Below are 15463 nucleotides of genomic sequence, written 5' to 3' on the forward strand. Positions count from 1 at the left end.
GGATTACTCCTGAAGATTGAGGCTGATACCCGGTTTAACTGTGCCGTCTGGCATGTCGACCGCAATATCCATGCCCTCAAGGGGAACCGACTGGACAGGATAAAAATCTTCCGGCCCCTGGTAATGCTCTATGTCGATCTCGAAAAGAAGCTGCCCCATATGGGCCTCTCCTTCTGAATCAACATTGATGGTTGAACGAACTTCCGCGTATTTCTGAATATTCCGCGTCAGTTCGTAGCTGTTGATCACCGCGCGCTCCACCTGCTCGCGAAGGCTTTCAAGCGCCAGCTCTGCCCGCATGGCTCCATCATCCACTGTATCGCCGTCATACTCCTGAACGCGCCCAGTGATCCTGACAGTGGTGAGGGTGGTAAAAGCAGGGGTATTACGCCCCTGTGATTTTTTCTGTTCAAAAGGCGTCTGAACCAACAACACAGGATACATATCTGGTGAAGTTGACCAGTCGCGTGGAGAGAATACGCGGTCGCCCGCGCTGGTTGTCCCGGTTAGTGCAGTGACAACCATTTGCCGTATCGCTGCTGAATTCATCGCGGTTTTACCACATTGAGGACAAGACGAGATCCGCCATGACTGTCGGGTTCGACGTTTGACACAACAAATAACTGATTGATGATGTGACCACCGACCGTCTTTATAAATACCCGGTCAGATACAGCAGGTTGCGATTTACCCAGCTTGCGAAATTCAGCATCGCGCACACCCAACATCGGGCTGGAGGTGTTAATTTCTGAATCGCCATCAAGGTTTTCAGCAACCTGCGCATAACCACGGTCAAAAATCCCGTTAATTGTAAAAGGAGTACCGTTACGTGGACGGTACTCGTGCTCATCGCCAAAGACATCATGCAGCGGACTCAGAAGATGAGAATCCCAGTCCACGCCCATGTCATTACCCTGTCGTAACTGAAACTGATGGCTGAGAAGCAAGAACTCGCTTACGAAGCACATCAACATCAGCAATAACGCCGGACTGCAGAAGACGCTCAGCATCTTTGCCGGTTACAGGGATGCGCATATTTTCGCGGTACATCTCCCCGTCATGACGAATGCAATTCCCTTTCAACACCACATACTCCTGCGATTCAGTGTCTCCGGATTTTTCGTCACCACCATCGTCATCAACAGACAATTCGGCATCATCTGTTTTGCTCAAAGGCTGTTTTTCCTGGGTGTTATCGCCAGCATTCAGGTCGTCAACGCTCAGGCCGTCTTTGGCAGATCCTTCTGCATTCAGATCATCAGCCAGCCCGGTATTAGGTTGTTTTGCCATATCAGACCACCGTTGCGCAGAGGGATGCATTTACCCGGCTCGGAATAACCAGCGGGGAGGATTGCATCAGGATAAGACGCTGGGCTGGATCTTCTTTCACCCAGGATTTTGGCGCATAAGCCAGCGGACCGTAGTTGAAAGCCGGGTCCAGGATAACGCCAAAGGCGCGGGTACCCATCAGATCGGCACCACTCATAATGACAGCGCCATCGGGGATCATAGGCTTCTCGACGTTGTCCAGCGGGTCAATAAACCAGTCGTTATATAACCAGAGGTCAAAGTTACCCCAGCGCCCTTTATAAATTGCGCCCTTCATTACCTGTGGGCCGGCGTTAATCTGGTTACCAAACGGGCTCAGCGCCGGGAATGTAATGGCGTTATCCTTGATGGTGGTATCCAGTCGGAATGCACGCCATGACTTATTCGTAAAGACCAGATCCGTGGCGACAGAGCCGGACTCTTTCAGGAAAGTAGTCTGCCAGATTTCAATGTCATCTGATGGCTGGGTATTGGTAGCGCCAGCTGCAACGGTCAGTGGCCATTTATCCGAGCCGCTAAGAGTGATGGTCAGATCCGAAGCACGCCCGAAATCCACCACCTTAGTTTCATAGCCCTCCCCGGCGACGGTTACGGTCCCAGACACCAGCGCACTCGCCGCCATCCATTCCAGACGACGGTTGATCATGTCAATCTGGTCAGTCATTTCAAACTGAAGGTTCAGCATTTCGCGCTCGGCAGCGGTATATTCCCCGCCAATACGCTCACCAATCTGGCGGCGGATAGGTTTGCGCAGGTCCGGCGCGCGCTTATCTTTGATGTATGCCGGTTTGAAGGTATTGGTCTGGTATTTACGGGATTCGACCAGCTTACCTTCCACCAGCGGGGAGACGAACGGCGCCATACGACGCAGGCCGACATCAACATCAATCGCCACTTCTTCAGTCTCGTAAGTCACGACATTCGGGAAGAAGCGATCGAGCAGCCAGTTCTGACTGGTTTTCAGGTTAGGAACAACCTGCACCAGCACGCTGGTATCAAAAATATTTTCCATATTCAGTCTCTTGATAGTGCCAGCCGCAGCTGGCAAAAAATTTAAACGAGCCAGCCCCTGCCGGTTAAAGCATTCGTCAGGAGAGCCGTGGGGGAAATCAGGAGGTGGTTACAGGTGCCTGGTCACTGTCTTTCAGGAAGATAGCCAGCGGTCGGAGCGCTTTTTTCAGGTCAGCGGTCGTCCAGGAGTTATCAAAAATAATTCGGTGCTGGTTGAATTCCCCCATCAGATACAGGCCGCCGTTCTGATCGGAAGACGATGCATCAACATCATCAACCAGAATAGCAACGGGTAACTGACTGCCATCTACAGCCGTTTTCACACATTGCGTGTATTTCCCGCTGGCAGCCACCAGGCCCAGGACAGTACCACGCTTAAAGGCACCGCCCGTAATGATCCCGGTGTCAGTCACCAGCTGGAGCGTGCCAGCGACAAGCTGATCCGGAACAAACAGCGCGCTCTTCATGCCAGGCGCAAACGCATTCTGACCAAACTGATCCATTATTTCTCTCCTCTTGTGGAGTTGTAGAGGCTGGTCATTTTACTTACCAGCGCAGACTTTCCGGTCTCTTTCTGTCCGCTATCCGGATTAAGCCGGACCTGGTGGCTTTCCTGCATACGCTGATCGAGAGAGCGTTTACGGGATGGCTGAGATGCGGCTGCGGCCGGAGCCGAAGAGGCTAGGACATTAATTGCTGCCGCAGAACTCATCCCGGTATTGAAAGCCAGTGACGCGGCCAGTGAAGGATTCGCAGCTGCATGCTTACTGCCGAAAATACGGGCGCAGCGTTTACGCTCAGCAGCGCGTGCATTTTTTACCGCCTTACTCTCTTTGCGATCGTCGTCGCCGTCGTCTTCAGAATCATCATCTTCTGACGCATCCGGATCATCGCCGTCATCTTCAGCATCATCGTCGCGTTCGTCTTCTTCCGCGTCGTCGTCGCGCTCATCATCATCGGCATCATCTTCGCGCTCGTCCTCTTCCGCGCGACGGGCTTTCGCTTTTTTGGCTTTTTTATCCTCTTCTTCCTCAGAAGCGGAAGGGCCAAGACCAATGAGGTGAGCAAAACTAAACGTCTTTTTCTTTGCCATTTCAGGCTCCTGTTTTTTCAAGTAAGTTTTTGAACGCAGCGTCAGGAGGACACACCTCATCAGCCAGTCCAATTTCAACGCCATCAGCAGCCATAAAACAGGCGGCCTGGGTACTTTTTATAACCTTTGCGCTAATCCCCCGGTTTCTGGCAACAGTGTTCACAAACAATTCGCCCATGGTGTTAATGTCCTGCTGGATGGCGGCCAGCGCTTCATCTGACAACTCTCTCAGCGGCGAACCTTCAGCCTTGCGGGATCCATAGGTGATGATCGTAACTTTAAGACCGTCATCTTTAATCCGCTGCGTCCAGTCAAGGTGCATGGTGATCACACCCACAGAACCCACTCCGCCGGTGCGCGGAACAGAAATCCGGTCCGCTGCACTGGCAATGGCATACGCAGCGGAATAAGCGCTTTCCGTCAGAATGGCATGGATAGGCTTTTTCCCCCGGGAGCCGTAAATGACATCAACCAGATCGAAGCATCCAGCGACCTCGCCACCGGGTGAGTCGATATCCAGGCAAATGCCCGAAATGTCGGGATCTTCCATCGCAGTAAGAAACGCCTGACGAATGCCGTCATACCCTGTCATTCCACTGTACGGACGCAGACTGCCCAGTTTTTGCACCAGCGTTCCGCATATCGGGATGACGGCGACACCCAGCACATTGTCATAACCCGGATCACTACGGGATTCACGTCCCCGGTTATCGTCATATCCGTACCAGTCATCCTCCATGGCAAGAGAAGATTCGATTTTACTGATACCAAATCGGTCCATTACGGATGCCATGATGACTTCGGCTTTACTCGGGTGCAGCGCCAGCGGGGTGTTAAATAATCGCTGGGCCAGATGGGGTAGATTCACTTTTCCTCCGGATCGGTAATGGTCTGGCTCGCAAACTGGTCAGCCTGTGCCCAGCTCGGAAGCGGTAATCTGCGTTTAAGACATGACTCAATTTCTCTCTGGCGCTGATCAAGCACTTCTTCCCAGTCTTCACCGACGTTTTCACCCACCTCAATCTCGAGGGTGGAAAGTCCGGCATCCAGACCAAGAATGGCGCCTTTTTTCTCTGCAACCGGATCCACCCAGCCGCGCCCTGGCCCCATCCAGCGCGCGCGAGAATACGCGGCTCTGGCGTCAACAAAATCAGGTGCGCCTGCGGGCAGGGGTAAATCCTCATTGTCGTGAACTTCTTCAACAAAGGCGGTGAGAATGGGCTGAGCGAAGCCGGTAGAAAAATCGTCCCGGCGGCGAGTCAGTGTTTTCCATGCCTCCAGCAACGAGGAGCGTGCAGAGCTGTAGTTAACGTCAGACCAGTCCTGGGTGACCTGCTGTGGGGACAACCCTGTTCCTGAAGAAAAATTACGGAGAACAGCAGATTCGAAGACTTCAAAATTGCTGTAGGGCCGCGCCGCGTTAACCGTCGTGATTTTCTCACCAGGATAAAGAATGGGCATTCGGGCACCATTCTGAAGTGTCAGACGCCGATCGTTATGGAACTCAACACGCCCGTCCTGATAAGTGCCTAACTCCGACTCGTCATAGGTCTCGCCCAGGGCAGACTGAACCATCGCAGGGTCATAGGGTGACTCAATGTAAGCGGCAAATATGGCATTAAGAATTGCTGCCTCAAGCTCACTCTGGTCATACTTCACCAGCATTTTCAGACGCTGAATAACCGGAGTCAGGATGCCGTTACCGCGGTGCTGCGCGCCACGCTCATGATCAAAATCGTGAACCACATGCGGGCGGCCCCAGTCAGTTTCACGCGGGATACGCTGCCACGTCATGGTTTTAGCCCCGCTCCACCAGTCACCGATATGGGCCTCCCTGATGTGGTAAGCAACCGGCGCACCGTCCGCATCAATTTCAACGCCACCACGGACATTTGGCATATCGAAATTCTGCTGAGGATTACTGAGGCGGTCAGGATCGACAATCTGTACCGTGGTGGCGTAACGCCCTCTTCCGGGACCAAGCCTGTCAGTTCTGTACTGGAGAATGGCCAGAGCATCCCCGTCAATAAGCTTGTGACGAAATCCCAGGCGTAACATCTGCGACACGGTGAGTTTTCGTTCAACATCACAATACCGGCCAGGATCGTTACTCCAGGTCCGCCAGTGCCCGTCCAGTGCTTTTCCGTACTCTTCCGCCCAGGACGCATCAAACGCCTTGTTTCCGGTGATCATTCTGAGAACACGGTAATCGGGTTTCATGATGGGGCGGAAGTTGGCACCAACCGCATTATCCAGCAGACGTGTGACCGCACCGTTTGCCCAGCCGTCATTACGGACCAGATCGCGTGCGCGGGACACGATGCGATCCCGGTAAATGTTAATTTCATTGTCCGGGGACCACAGCGCGGGTTGCCAGTTCGCCAGTTGATCGCTGAAAGAGTCAGCTGCGTCATAAGGTACGCGGCTCCCCCCCACCAGCATAGAGGGACGCTGCTGTCGCAACGGCTGCCCATCAGAGCCCAGTATCTGTACTTTATTCATCAGAATCTAAACCTCGCTGGTTTCCGGGGACGAGAGATAATCCCCAGTTGCGCCTGCAGAAGTTGAATCAGGGCCAGCAGATCAGCCAGGGTGCTTTGCTGATAGGACACTGATCGCGTCCCGTCTCCCTGCGTATAGGAAAACGAAACACCGTGGCTCCCGGTTGCTAAATCAATGTACGCCTGCTGAGCTTTCGCAAGCGCATCCCTGAGCTGATCGTCAGTCATTGCGCCGGCAAGCAGGCTGGTGTTCCGGTTGAACATGATTTTCCTTATTTCGGCAGGAGTTGCGATATTCGCTTACGTTTGACCGGCGCTGGTTCTTCAATAACCGCACCGGGCAGCTCGTAATTGATTTTTTCTTCCTGTCCAACTGGCGCTGGCAGGAACTTATCCGGATCGGCTTCGAGGTTGGCGGCCCGGACGTTGAGTTTTAACCCCATATGTTTGAGACCGCACAGCGCGGCATAGCTGTAAACGAGGCAGTCAAGCGCTTCGTTAGCTCGTCCTGGTATTGCTTCCCAGATACTGTACCGCTGCCCGGAAATGACTTTGTAAACCAGTCGCTCCGCCAGCAGCTGATTGAAGTACCCGAGATCGCGATCGTCAGGAAAATGCATATAACCCGCAGCGGCGGCGCCAGGTTTGGGTGGCTCAAGATGCAGGCGACCGCGTATCACGTCTTTCGCTGAGTTAACCCCCAGAATGACAGGGCGGAAACTGGCTTTGCTTTTCGATGATGGTCGTTTGGTCGGCCAGACAGGATTGCGTTTGCCTCCCTGTGCAGACTCCCCCTTAATTGCCCAGACACGACGGCCAAGACGCTCTTTGGCGAATTCGTATACCTTCTGCGTATGGTGGCCGCCGGAGTCCATGCACGTTGCCATGATATTCAGGCCGCGCCCGTCACCACGTCGCCAGATCTGTTTCAGGTATGCATCCAGTCGCTTCCAGGGTTCTTCCGTCTCAAGGTCACCATAAATAACGTCATGCGCGACCGACCACGATTCTTCATCTCTCCCCCAGCCGGTGATCGTAATTTCGAAGCGATCGTCCTGGGTATCAACTCCAGCTGTTAACAATGCCACCCCGTCCGGAACGACGGCCGGAAATATTTCCCGGCGCGCCAGCAGAACATCAACAGGGAGCTGTTTCCCATGATTAGGTCGGTGCGGAAGCCCCATCTGGGTATTCCACCACGCCTGTTCCTTATCCGGATCGCCCTTCGCATCGATATATTTTTTCGCAATATCCGACGGCTTATCTTTTTGCCAGGGGCTGAAAAGCTTGGATGCCTGGTACCCCGCGTGGTGGTTATCGACTGCCTCCTTTCCACAGGAGGGGCAGATTGCGCGATAGACCGCATGCCGTTCCGACTCTGACCATTGCCAGACCTTTTCAACGCTGCCCTCGTCTGCCGCCCGCCAGGCAAGGTCATAATCCATCAGCGGTGAGTGCCGCTCCCCGCAGCACTCAAATGGGCGCGTCTGATGCCATCGAATAGTTTGCAGAGCTCTGAGGCGCTGTCCTTCGGACCAGCCACTACCACAGCATTCGCAATAGAGCATCGCCGATTTAGTCAGGTGTTTATCTCCCTCTTTCGGCCACTGAACGTGTTTGAAAAAGTCGGGGAACTGGCGGTGGCCACAGTGCGGGCAAACCACAGATGCCCGGCGCTGATCGGAGTCGGCGTAGCTGTCAGCAATGCGGCTCTCATCCTCCACCGTCGGCGAACAGGCGCGTACAGACAGCCAGGTCAGGCCAAATGTCGCTGTACGCTCTTCGGCCAGCGCAATTGGATCGCCTTCGCGGGTTATCGGGTACTTGTCCACTTCATCCGCCAGCAGGACACGAATCGGACGACGCGCAAGGTTATCAGGGCTACCAGCACCCGCCAGCGCCAGAAATCCGCCAGTGAACGCCTTGTAAAGAATGGTTTCTTTCGAGCTTTTCTGTTTCGAATCACCGATGATTTTACGCAGTACCGGCGTCACCCTTACCAGCGGGCTAATACGCTCTTTCGAAAACTGTTCAGCGGCTTCTTCTTTCGGCTGCAGCAGCAGTATCGGACAAGGATCGAGGTGGGCAAAATAGCCAAAAAGGTTTTCCAGCAGTGCTGTCTTCATCAACTGGGTACAGCACATTACAGTGATGATATGAACCCCGGACTCCGTCGCGGCAAGCATCGGTCCGCGGGCAATTTCTACCGTCGATGTTTCCCAGTTTCCCGAAGTGCTCCCAGCCTCTTTTGCCAGCTTACGATAGTCATCTGCCCACTGCGGCACACTGATACGCGGCGGGGGTGTCCAGCCTTTGCGGACGCTTAATTCAAGACGCTCAATCTTCTGCCGGGTTAAACTCTGGCTCTCCGAGGACTGAGATGTGTTTGTGGACATGTTCAATCAGCACCTCTGTCATCCTGTCCGCCGGTACATCCAGATCAGCAGCCATTAGCGGCGCCACCCTGGACGGCCAGTTAAGCCAGGCATCACGCTGTTGGCGAAAGGCGTTGAATAAAACCTCCTCGGCTGCTGTCAGCTCAATAAGCTGGCCGCTGTCTTTTTCATACTGCAGCTTTGCCTGCAGGGCCATGTAATTCTCGCGGATACGTCCCGCTTCCTCTCTCGAAAGATCTGCCCCTTCAGTGAGCATTATCTGGCGGACAGTTTTATTGATTTCATCACCGTCATCATCGTTATCGCTAACGACGGGAGTTTTCTTTTTCTTCGCGTTCGAGGCGCGCGGGTCTTTGCCATCGCGGTTTTTCTTCAATGCCGCATCGCTGGCCTCTACGTCAATCAGGTCTCCGTCCATCACAATGAAGCGCCCGGCTTTAATCCACCGACCAATTGTTTTGCGATCCACACCTGAATGTTGTGCGTACTGACTCTGGTTCATCGTGGTCATGGGACATCACCTGGGACATTTTCTGGGGTGGGACATTCGCCTGGGACATTTTTGCCATGTCCCACCAGAATGTCCCACTGGAATAAACTGGAATAGCCAGAGCTGGCGAGGTGTCCGTAATGATCGCCAGAGGTGGGACATGGGACACAAATCTGAAAGTTGTAGCTAGGAAAACACCGCGGCGCGCAATGCCCGTGCCTTACAAAAGTCTCAGGAAGGACCCATTTTTTTAATGGCTTCGACCATTCGCTCCGACTATGATTATTCCTATTCAATACAAGGAGAATGTAATGGGTAACAATATAATCAAAATAACTTTCGTAGCCGCAGTGCTGGCATCACCAATTGCTCATGCCCAGTGGGTAACTAATACTGAAGATGACCTTTTCTCTGGTGGTAAGAAAGCAATGATGCTTGGCGAGGTTTCATCCGACAATGGCGCCATTGTGTTTGACTGCACTAAAGAAAAGCTATCGGCGGCATACGTTGAAATGGATAAAAGCACCGAATCACTATCAGAGGTACCAATGGACCTGATAATGAAGGTCGACGGGAATACCGCAGTGAAGCTCGATGCTACCCTTTCAAGACGTAATGTTCAGAGCCTCCAGATTCAATCGGATGACACGGACCAACTGAAAACAGTGCTTAAGCAGCTTCAGGGGGCGAAATCCAAAGTGTTAGTTGGTGTGCAAACAAAGGATGGCGGAAACCAGCATTCCATGTCAGCCAATGTTTCTGGATCGACAACTGCAGTAAACAGCTTCATAAAAGCTTGCGAAATTAACTTATAAGTTACTGCTTTTATTTTGCCGTCCTGATGGCTTCTGCTATCGCCTGATTTAAAGCAGACGGTAGCAGTGCGTTCGCCATGGTACGGGCCCTATCCATATACCCCAGCACTGGAGTCACAGGTAGCGCATCACCAAACCGGATCAAAAGCTTTGGAGAACGCTGTTTGCGTTTCGGTCTTCGCGTCCCGTTAGCGGAACGTTTGGCCCGTCGCTTCTTAGCTTTCATCGGCTTCTTACGCTGCCAGACAGCGTTAACGCCATCAACCTCACCTACGAATACATTTTCCTTTGCTTTAAGCTGTGAGAGCTTATTACGCGGCATGTTGCCGTATTTGTTTAGCTTAACGTTCTTGGGATTTAATAGAGCCTGGCTATTGAGCTTGTGCTCTCCGCCAAACTCGAATGGTTCCAGATAACCAGCAGCGGTATCACGGACAAAAACCTTTGCGGTCAGATTGTTCTTTCTTGCCGCCACCGAACCAACTGATTTAACGGTAAACGGCGTGGGGCTCTCCAGATGTCGTTCGAATGCCGTCTTCTGAGCCAACTCAATCTGGCGTACAACTTTTGTCATCGCCTGAGCTGTGGCAAACGGGATTTGCTTTTGCAGTTGCTTTAACTGGTTTGATAAATCCTTCAGTGTTGCCATATCAGTCACCTGTATTTACTGCCTATTCTTCAGCATTATCGATTACAGTTACTGTCTGAATATCAGGATGTTACTTATCGTTGAGTCTGGGTAAGGTAATGGCTCAGCCCGTCAGCGGTGGGACGTTGGCGTACCAGCCTTGAGAGGAGTGCTGATTGCCTCTTGATAAGGAGACTTATGCAATTTCTTCACAAACGAATGCACCTGAATGCAGGTGATGTCGTTGTTGTTGACTGCTCGCACCAGTGCAACATCCTTCTCACTACCGACAGTAACTTCAATAGTTATAAAAATAACCGGGGTTTTCATCATCATGGTGGTGGTGGTTTCTTCGAGAGACTTCCGACCCGGTTGGTTGCGCCTCAGCCTGCAGGGCCAAGAGATATCTCAGATGAGATTAGGGACATGCTTCATTAATTATTTTAGTAATATCTGCGGCTAACTTATTCAGCCAACCTGAATTAATCCGAATGCCAGCCATCACATTTGCAGATGTGGTGGCTTTTTTATTTCGCTTATGTCTTTTCATTTTTTCCCTTTTTTGTATCGCCCCTTTCAGGCCGGCCTTCGGTGTGCGCGGTGGCATATTCACTCCGATAAAAATATTGAGCATTATCGCAGGCACTCAGTAATTCCTGCTGTAATACCCGTCGTGATGACCATTAAAAAAGCCACTCGAAAGTGGCCTTTGTGATGGCAATAAAAAACCGCCCGTAGGCGGTTATATTCAGCAGGTCGCATGTTATCTGTGAATGACAAACAGCGATTTACATTTAGGGCAAAGTAACGCCTGTTGTTGGCGTACTTTCGTGGTCGAGTGTGTGGATTTATGTCCGCATATCGGGCACATGACAGTCGTATTGGCTGCAAGCCCAACACGCTGCATTGCATAATCGAAAAATGACATGGTGGTTAACCTTTCAATGAATGGGGCTTATTATACCATGCATAGCTCAATTATTAATCAATCATCATCGCATGCTTGATGCCATTTAACTTTGTCGCAGGCACTCAGTGAATGTCTGCTGTAATGCCTGCTCAGCCAAGTTGAAGCACACCGTGTTCTTTTGAATCAGAGAATGCAACAAACCCAGTGTATTCGGGGATAGTGTTCCGTCATCAGCATCAAATGCTGAAATGGTTGCGTGAAGAATCAAAAATGCTCCAAATCCCGCGCCGCTGCTGCCCCTCGATGGTCAGAATCGTCAAGGAGGACCCGTTAAAAGGTAAGCAGAAAATCTGTGGTTAGAAGTGAAGGCTTTGACAACGTTCTAAATTTTATGACAGAAATAAAAAAGCATTACCTTTCAAGATAATGCTTTTTCACTCGAACTGAGTCTTATAACAATTAGATTAATGTGATTTTAATATCATAGCTTTCAAGCCCAGTCATTTTTTCACGAGCATTAAACTGGATATCGGAAACTTCTTTTCCTGTCTTTTTTTTGAGTTCAATAATTTTTTTTGTGATGAATTCAGAAATATCCGCTTCAGTTTTTCTTTTTAAATCTTCGACGTTCATTGTTTACCTCTCTTGATCTCTAACGTATCAACGCCAGGCATGTTACATTCCCCGTAGAGCACTTGTATAAGCGCTGATATGTTTAAAAGATAGAATAGAAAGACTCAATTATCAATAGTTTGCAGTACAATCTTCATGCAAAAGAGCTCGCGACCACACAAACCACTGTACTAAAATCCGGGTCGGTCACGAAACAACCAGATCTCATTTCAAAAGCTTCGAGGCTGCCTCGAGGATCTCTTCTGAACTGACATCACGATCAGAGGCTACATAAACTATTTTATGGTCTCCTGTCAGAGATGGAAATCCCGCTGACATCACGGGTAGGTGTGCTTTTTCCCCATTGGGAAACTCACGCATTATCGTAGTAATACCTTTCATTACGGTTACAACAACTGCTGGTTCTGCATTAAAAAAAACGATGACTTTTTTCATAATTTTACCGTGATGTCTCTTACAGAGATTGTCGGTTCAGCATACAAAAAAGGCTCCATAAGGAGCCTGAAATTTATTTTCTGAATTCTAACGAAGACTGACCAGAACGAATGTACAGTGCAATATTATCAAATGTAATCATTGTTGATTTGCAAAAAATACATTTTGCTCCGAAAGGATTTTTTTCAGTAACATCAAAGTTTGACGTTCGGTACTGAGATCCGTGGCAACACGGACATCTGAAGTGAATATTATTAGTAATAACAGTTACCTTATACAGCCACGACATTAACTGCCGTGGGGCCTTTAGGTCCCTGTTCAACACTAAATTCAACTTCCTGATTCTCATTCAACGTCTTGAAATCATTACTCTGGATAGCAGAGAAGTGAACAAACACATCTTTACTACCATCTTTTGGAGTGATAAAACCAAAACCTTTTTCAGGATTAAACCATTTAACTAAACCAGTCATTTTATTAGACATAAACATTACCTTTATTGAGTAAGCCCTTGGGCAGAATGGTCCGAAAAAAAATTATCAGAGAGAAAAGCTAACAAGGAAATCTCAACAGGAACAAGGAATAAAATTATTACAGCGACTGCTTCAGATAAATTCGTTACAAACCAGACATTCATTAACGCATGATTAACCAGACATAGCAAGGTTTAGTTTTGTAAGTAAATCTCAGTGGGTTTTGATCTTAAAAATTAATTTAAATAGCTTAAATCGAAAATTATGTCATGCTGCGTAAGACCTTTATCTATCACCCTAAGTTGTCAGGGATTTTGACTCAAGGAAGAGTCGTATTTCCTTCATAGTAAAAATTCACAAATTTATCCACGAAAACCGTCAACATCTTAATTTATAGAGCTATTATTTTTCCTCTACGGTTCATTGTTAGTATTTTTACGGACTCATAAATCCGCTCACATGTCATTCCTGCTCGGTAGTTTTCATCAGCGCGTTCAGCATGGTATCGAGCTTCTTCTGCCAGGCTTCCTGGCATGTCTACGAGCATTGTGGTGTCATGGCGGATGGAAAGTTATGTTGATTCGTTAGTTATCGAGCTGTAGAACGCTATGCTCTAGCGACTCGGAATAGGCAATCAGCCCGGTGTACTCAGGGATAACCTCGCCATCATCCGCTTCGAACTCAGGGATTGTTCCGGTAGTGATGGTATATTGTGGCTGGCCATCTTCTTTTGCGAAGGCAGCCAGGTCTTCAATCTGCTTAGCTGTAAGAACTACTGTAATGCTCATTCCTCAGTTGTTAAAAAGCCCCGCTATTGCGAGGCTTGATTGATTATGGCTAACGACTACATCGTAACGGTTATAAAAGAAGCTATTAGCCAACATGTGGTGTATGGTTGTTAACCGCCCACCAGGACAATCAACATGTCGATACTCAAAGATATCAAGATGCGTACTTTACGCCATGTGAAAAGTACTTGTCCTCATTGCTCCCGCCAGTCAAAGCACAGTCTGTCGAGAATAAAAAACAATATAACGTTAATTTGCCCCTTCTGTGGAAACATCTATCTTCCATCGGAAAGCAAACCAATAAAGTAACTGATTGACTACCAAATAAAACTCATACTCTCAGAATGTGGCAAAGCAGACATAACCTTTTATTGTTGTTCTCATTTAAGAGAATGTAACACCCAGAGTGGAGAGGTTTTTTTTCTTCTCCACAATACGGCGATCAAGTTCAGCCACTGCATGCGGGCGTATGGCATCAAGAAAGGCGTTATCCTGATAGGTAGACTGGATTGTCACACCAAGTCCGGCACCACTTTCCAGTATGCTTTTCTGAAGTTGTAGTTCTTTTATATCGTTATTGAGGTAATACGCTTCACTTAGGTTTTCTGCGTTCATCTTCTAACCCTGTTGTTGTTTGACTGCCTCACTGAGTCGTAAATGCGCTCACACGTCATTCCTGCCCGGTAGCTTTCGTCAGATCGCTCAGCATAATATCGAGCTTCTTCTGCAAGGCGTCCGAGCATGTCGGCGAGCACTGCGGCGTCGGCTCCGGCTGTTTTGCTTCTGACGGCAGTGGCAAGATCTGCGGTGTGCTTTGCGGCGTCCAGGCGAGTGGCAAGCTTTGTTGCTTCGGTACGCAGCTGGTTAACAGTGGCAGACAGGCCAGCAGCAGTGGCAGCGGATTTAGCGGCTTGTGCTTGTGCATCTTTTACAGCCTCATCACGGGCAATAATACGCCCTTGTTCAATCATGCGAGCGGCGGTCTGTGCGTTCGCTGTTTGCGATGATTCTACGCTGTCACGCTCGGCCCACTTCTTTTCCCAACCGCGGCTGCTCCATACACTACCCGCGAAGAATGCAACGGCCACCAGCAACAAAATAACAATGAACTGATAGCGCAGGCTCACTGGTCTATCCCCCAGCACGTCAACGCGCTTTCCTGGTCTCGCCGTTCAACCTGACCATAGCAACCGTTCTTCTGCCCTTTGGTCAGACGACAATCGCGACCACCGTCTTTTATCCACCAGCGGATCGCTTCACAGGCACCTTCACGGTCGCCAGCATTTATTCGCTTATAGAACGTAGATGGGAAACATTTTCCGGGACCGATGTTATATGGGCAGAAAGACGCGATCCCGGCTTTCTGTGGTTCGGTCAGTGGTACTTTGATATTTCGGTCAACCCACGCCAGTGCCTTATCACGCTCAATGGCGTTTACCTGATCGCATTTCTCAGCAGACAGCTTCATGCCCTGAACTACTGGCTTACCATCAACCATCGTGGCGCCACGGCAAATAGTCCAGATGCCGGAGCCATCCTTGTATGCGGTCAGACTGTTGCCTTCTTTCTCATCCAGAAACTGATCGAGAATCACGGGCGCGGAAGCCCCCGCAAGAATTAAACCAACGACCGCTGCACTCAGTTTATTCTTCAGCTTTGGTGGCATAGCCATTGCGCCGATCCTCCCGTTCTTTCCAGCGGAAATACCAGTTCACTGCACAGGTGATAACGGTGCATGCGATACCGACAATAATTGCCCAGTCGCTCAGGCTTAACCCTGCAATTCTGTCGGCCAACATCCAGGACACCTCTTTTGCTGTTTTAGCTGTTTCGGCATATGCCTTCGCTGATACACCGCAGCCGGCAAGCGTGGTTCCTGATCCATATGAAAGTCTGCTGTAAATGGTGCTCATTCTGGTCATAGCCTCACCTCCGATTTTTCGGATGGCGCTGTGTGTGAT

General features: G+C 50.0%; 26 protein-coding genes and 1 pseudogene. 3 read left to right on the top strand and 24 right to left on the bottom strand.

Annotated features, from left to right (window positions below):
* Window positions 1-3: 3 nt before the first annotated feature.
* From OGX94_RS23765 to OGX94_RS23815, 11 genes are all read right to left on the bottom strand, one after another.
* Window positions 4-549, bottom strand: coding sequence for a hypothetical protein (locus OGX94_RS23765; RefSeq protein WP_001083242.1), 546 nt, complete (start codon window positions 547-549; stop codon window positions 4-6).
* The gene (locus tag OGX94_RS23770; protein WP_000537794.1) at window positions 546-905 is read right to left on the bottom strand and encodes a head-tail joining protein; all 360 of its coding nucleotides are present in this window, start codon (window positions 903-905) and stop codon (window positions 546-548) included. The genes OGX94_RS23765 and OGX94_RS23770 overlap by 4 nt, the downstream gene beginning before the upstream one ends.
* A gap of 4 nt (window positions 906-909) precedes the next feature.
* Window positions 910-1290, bottom strand: coding sequence for a hypothetical protein (locus OGX94_RS23775; protein WP_001118869.1), 381 nt, complete (start codon window positions 1288-1290; stop codon window positions 910-912).
* A gap of 1 nt (window position 1291) precedes the next feature.
* A complete protein-coding gene (locus OGX94_RS23780) occupies window positions 1292-2341 on the bottom strand; it encodes a major capsid protein (protein ID WP_001472190.1) in 1050 nt (349 codons plus the stop codon).
* Window positions 2342-2438: 97 nt separating this feature from the next.
* A complete protein-coding gene (locus OGX94_RS23785) occupies window positions 2439-2843 on the bottom strand; it encodes a head decoration protein (protein WP_149385096.1) in 405 nt (134 codons plus the stop codon).
* The gene (locus OGX94_RS23790) at window positions 2843-3433 is read right to left on the bottom strand and encodes a hypothetical protein (RefSeq protein ID WP_032652432.1); all 591 of its coding nucleotides are present in this window, start codon (window positions 3431-3433) and stop codon (window positions 2843-2845) included. The genes OGX94_RS23785 and OGX94_RS23790 overlap by 1 nt, the downstream gene beginning before the upstream one ends.
* Window position 3434: 1 nt before the next feature.
* Window positions 3435-4301 (bottom strand): S49 family peptidase, encoded by an 867-nt coding sequence (locus OGX94_RS23795; protein ID WP_001052909.1) that lies wholly within the window; start codon window positions 4299-4301, stop codon window positions 3435-3437.
* Window positions 4298-5935: a phage portal protein gene (locus OGX94_RS23800; RefSeq protein ID WP_257661558.1), complete on the bottom strand. Its 1638-nt coding sequence runs from the start codon at window positions 5933-5935 to the stop codon at window positions 4298-4300. The genes OGX94_RS23795 and OGX94_RS23800 overlap by 4 nt, the downstream gene beginning before the upstream one ends.
* The gene (gene gpW / locus OGX94_RS23805; protein WP_000483309.1) at window positions 5935-6198 is read right to left on the bottom strand and encodes a gpW family head-tail joining protein; all 264 of its coding nucleotides are present in this window, start codon (window positions 6196-6198) and stop codon (window positions 5935-5937) included. Before gpW ends, OGX94_RS23800 begins: the two co-directional genes overlap by 1 nt.
* Window positions 6199-6206: 8 nt before the next feature.
* The gene (locus OGX94_RS23810; RefSeq protein ID WP_016239512.1) at window positions 6207-8330 is read right to left on the bottom strand and encodes a phage terminase large subunit family protein; all 2124 of its coding nucleotides are present in this window, start codon (window positions 8328-8330) and stop codon (window positions 6207-6209) included.
* The gene (locus tag OGX94_RS23815) at window positions 8272-8841 is read right to left on the bottom strand and encodes a hypothetical protein (RefSeq protein ID WP_000210383.1); all 570 of its coding nucleotides are present in this window, start codon (window positions 8839-8841) and stop codon (window positions 8272-8274) included. The genes OGX94_RS23810 and OGX94_RS23815 overlap by 59 nt, the downstream gene beginning before the upstream one ends.
* 290 nt (window positions 8842-9131) lie before the next feature.
* Between OGX94_RS23815 and OGX94_RS23820 the strand changes: the two genes are divergently transcribed.
* Window positions 9132-9635, top strand: a complete 504-nt coding sequence (locus tag OGX94_RS23820; protein WP_032652440.1) for a hypothetical protein — start codon at window positions 9132-9134, stop codon at window positions 9633-9635.
* 10 nt (window positions 9636-9645) lie between these two features.
* On the opposite strand, the gene OGX94_RS23825 is transcribed toward OGX94_RS23820, so the two are convergent.
* Window positions 9646-10284, bottom strand: coding sequence for a hypothetical protein (locus OGX94_RS23825; RefSeq protein WP_072667361.1), 639 nt, complete (start codon window positions 10282-10284; stop codon window positions 9646-9648).
* Between the two features lie 198 nt (window positions 10285-10482).
* On the opposite strand from OGX94_RS23825, the gene OGX94_RS23830 reads away from it, so the two are divergent.
* Entirely contained in the window at window positions 10483-10701 is a 219-nt protein-coding gene (locus OGX94_RS23830) for a DUF1883 domain-containing protein (protein WP_232034713.1), read from the top strand.
* On the opposite strand, the gene OGX94_RS23835 is transcribed toward OGX94_RS23830, so the two are convergent.
* The 8 genes and pseudogenes from OGX94_RS23835 to OGX94_RS23865 form a co-directional block, all read right to left on the bottom strand.
* A complete protein-coding gene (locus tag OGX94_RS23835) occupies window positions 10682-10909 on the bottom strand; it encodes a hypothetical protein (protein ID WP_088902172.1) in 228 nt (75 codons plus the stop codon). The two genes, OGX94_RS23830 and OGX94_RS23835, sit on opposite strands and share 20 nt — an antisense overlap.
* 117 nt (window positions 10910-11026) lie before the next feature.
* Window positions 11027-11191, bottom strand: a complete 165-nt coding sequence (locus OGX94_RS24880) for a YnfU family zinc-binding protein (protein WP_213090494.1) — start codon at window positions 11189-11191, stop codon at window positions 11027-11029.
* 441 nt (window positions 11192-11632) lie between these two features.
* On the bottom strand, window positions 11633-11806 hold the full coding sequence (locus OGX94_RS23840) for a GnsA/GnsB family addiction module toxin (RefSeq protein ID WP_001100119.1): 174 nt from the start codon (window positions 11804-11806) through the stop codon (window positions 11633-11635).
* Window positions 11807-12010: 204 nt separating this feature from the next.
* On the bottom strand, window positions 12011-12241 hold the full coding sequence (locus OGX94_RS23845; RefSeq protein WP_000756041.1) for a hypothetical protein: 231 nt from the start codon (window positions 12239-12241) through the stop codon (window positions 12011-12013).
* Between the two features lie 73 nt (window positions 12242-12314).
* Window positions 12315-12503: a cold shock small protein YmcF gene (gene ymcF / locus OGX94_RS23850; RefSeq protein WP_057069020.1), complete on the bottom strand. Its 189-nt coding sequence runs from the start codon at window positions 12501-12503 to the stop codon at window positions 12315-12317.
* A gap of 10 nt (window positions 12504-12513) precedes the next feature.
* Complete coding sequence (gene cspG / locus OGX94_RS23855; RefSeq protein ID WP_000066494.1) at window positions 12514-12726, bottom strand: cold shock protein CspG; 213 nt, start codon at window positions 12724-12726, stop codon at window positions 12514-12516.
* A gap of 379 nt (window positions 12727-13105) precedes the next feature.
* A pseudogene (locus OGX94_RS23860) lies at window positions 13106-13270 on the bottom strand (DUF2514 family protein); the annotation flags it as partial.
* A gap of 28 nt (window positions 13271-13298) precedes the next feature.
* Entirely contained in the window at window positions 13299-13496 is a 198-nt protein-coding gene (locus tag OGX94_RS23865; RefSeq protein ID WP_024174517.1) for a hypothetical protein, read from the bottom strand.
* A 141-nt stretch (window positions 13497-13637) separates the two neighbouring features.
* Between OGX94_RS23865 and OGX94_RS23870 the strand changes: the two genes are divergently transcribed.
* Window positions 13638-13811: a YnfU family zinc-binding protein gene (locus OGX94_RS23870; protein ID WP_213083834.1), complete on the top strand. Its 174-nt coding sequence runs from the start codon at window positions 13638-13640 to the stop codon at window positions 13809-13811.
* Window positions 13812-13886: 75 nt separating this feature from the next.
* On the opposite strand, the gene OGX94_RS23875 is transcribed toward OGX94_RS23870, so the two are convergent.
* The 4 genes from OGX94_RS23875 to OGX94_RS23890 are packed head-to-tail and all read right to left on the bottom strand — an operon-like array spanning window position 13887 to window position 15424.
* The gene (locus OGX94_RS23875; protein WP_000990801.1) at window positions 13887-14117 is read right to left on the bottom strand and encodes a hypothetical protein; all 231 of its coding nucleotides are present in this window, start codon (window positions 14115-14117) and stop codon (window positions 13887-13889) included.
* Complete coding sequence (locus tag OGX94_RS23880) at window positions 14114-14629, bottom strand: DUF2514 domain-containing protein (protein WP_142710296.1); 516 nt, start codon at window positions 14627-14629, stop codon at window positions 14114-14116. The genes OGX94_RS23875 and OGX94_RS23880 overlap by 4 nt, the downstream gene beginning before the upstream one ends.
* On the bottom strand, window positions 14626-15174 hold the full coding sequence (locus OGX94_RS23885; protein ID WP_115601849.1) for a lysozyme: 549 nt from the start codon (window positions 15172-15174) through the stop codon (window positions 14626-14628). The genes OGX94_RS23880 and OGX94_RS23885 overlap by 4 nt, the downstream gene beginning before the upstream one ends.
* The gene (locus OGX94_RS23890; protein ID WP_016150433.1) at window positions 15146-15424 is read right to left on the bottom strand and encodes a phage holin; all 279 of its coding nucleotides are present in this window, start codon (window positions 15422-15424) and stop codon (window positions 15146-15148) included. The genes OGX94_RS23885 and OGX94_RS23890 overlap by 29 nt, the downstream gene beginning before the upstream one ends.
* Window positions 15425-15463 lie beyond the last annotated feature (39 nt).

This window comes from Citrobacter sp. Cpo037 (assembly GCF_030332945.1).
GTDB classification, from domain to species: Bacteria; Pseudomonadota; Gammaproteobacteria; order Enterobacterales; family Enterobacteriaceae; genus Citrobacter; species Citrobacter portucalensis.

What these genes read in the sequence shown, in the direction of transcription:
- OGX94_RS23845 (WP_000756041.1), bottom strand. Translation starts at nt 12,241, where the DNA reads ATGAAAAAAGTCATCGTTTTTTTTAATGCAGAACCAGCAGTTGTTGTA.
- OGX94_RS23875 (WP_000990801.1), bottom strand. Translation starts at nt 14,117, where the DNA reads ATGAACGCAGAAAACCTAAGTGAAGCGTATTACCTCAATAACGATATA.
- cspG (WP_000066494.1), bottom strand. Translation starts at nt 12,726, where the DNA reads ATGTCTAATAAAATGACTGGTTTAGTTAAATGGTTTAATCCTGAAAAA.
- OGX94_RS23830 (WP_232034713.1), top strand. Translation starts at nt 10,483, where the DNA reads ATGCACCTGAATGCAGGTGATGTCGTTGTTGTTGACTGCTCGCACCAG.
- OGX94_RS23885 (WP_115601849.1), bottom strand. Translation starts at nt 15,174, where the DNA reads ATGGCTATGCCACCAAAGCTGAAGAATAAACTGAGTGCAGCGGTCGTT.
- OGX94_RS23820 (WP_032652440.1), top strand. Translation starts at nt 9,132, where the DNA reads ATGGGTAACAATATAATCAAAATAACTTTCGTAGCCGCAGTGCTGGCA.
- gpW (WP_000483309.1), bottom strand. Translation starts at nt 6,198, where the DNA reads ATGTTCAACCGGAACACCAGCCTGCTTGCCGGCGCAATGACTGACGAT.
- OGX94_RS23825 (WP_072667361.1), bottom strand. Translation starts at nt 10,284, where the DNA reads ATGGCAACACTGAAGGATTTATCAAACCAGTTAAAGCAACTGCAAAAG.
- OGX94_RS23840 (WP_001100119.1), bottom strand. Translation starts at nt 11,806, where the DNA reads ATGAACGTCGAAGATTTAAAAAGAAAAACTGAAGCGGATATTTCTGAA.
- OGX94_RS23810 (WP_016239512.1), bottom strand. Translation starts at nt 8,330, where the DNA reads ATGTCCACAAACACATCTCAGTCCTCGGAGAGCCAGAGTTTAACCCGG.
- OGX94_RS23785 (WP_149385096.1), bottom strand. Translation starts at nt 2,843, where the DNA reads ATGGATCAGTTTGGTCAGAATGCGTTTGCGCCTGGCATGAAGAGCGCG.
- OGX94_RS23765 (WP_001083242.1), bottom strand. Translation starts at nt 549, where the DNA reads ATGAATTCAGCAGCGATACGGCAAATGGTTGTCACTGCACTAACCGGG.
- OGX94_RS23780 (WP_001472190.1), bottom strand. Translation starts at nt 2,341, where the DNA reads ATGGAAAATATTTTTGATACCAGCGTGCTGGTGCAGGTTGTTCCTAAC.
- OGX94_RS23890 (WP_016150433.1), bottom strand. Translation starts at nt 15,424, where the DNA reads ATGACCAGAATGAGCACCATTTACAGCAGACTTTCATATGGATCAGGA.
- OGX94_RS23800 (WP_257661558.1), bottom strand. Translation starts at nt 5,935, where the DNA reads ATGAATAAAGTACAGATACTGGGCTCTGATGGGCAGCCGTTGCGACAG.
- OGX94_RS23775 (WP_001118869.1), bottom strand. Translation starts at nt 1,290, where the DNA reads ATGGCAAAACAACCTAATACCGGGCTGGCTGATGATCTGAATGCAGAA.
- OGX94_RS24880 (WP_213090494.1), bottom strand. Translation starts at nt 11,191, where the DNA reads ATGTCATTTTTCGATTATGCAATGCAGCGTGTTGGGCTTGCAGCCAAT.
- OGX94_RS23790 (WP_032652432.1), bottom strand. Translation starts at nt 3,433, where the DNA reads ATGGCAAAGAAAAAGACGTTTAGTTTTGCTCACCTCATTGGTCTTGGC.
- OGX94_RS23815 (WP_000210383.1), bottom strand. Translation starts at nt 8,841, where the DNA reads ATGACCACGATGAACCAGAGTCAGTACGCACAACATTCAGGTGTGGAT.
- OGX94_RS23870 (WP_213083834.1), top strand. Translation starts at nt 13,638, where the DNA reads ATGTCGATACTCAAAGATATCAAGATGCGTACTTTACGCCATGTGAAA.
- OGX94_RS23770 (WP_000537794.1), bottom strand. Translation starts at nt 905, where the DNA reads ATGGGCGTGGACTGGGATTCTCATCTTCTGAGTCCGCTGCATGATGTC.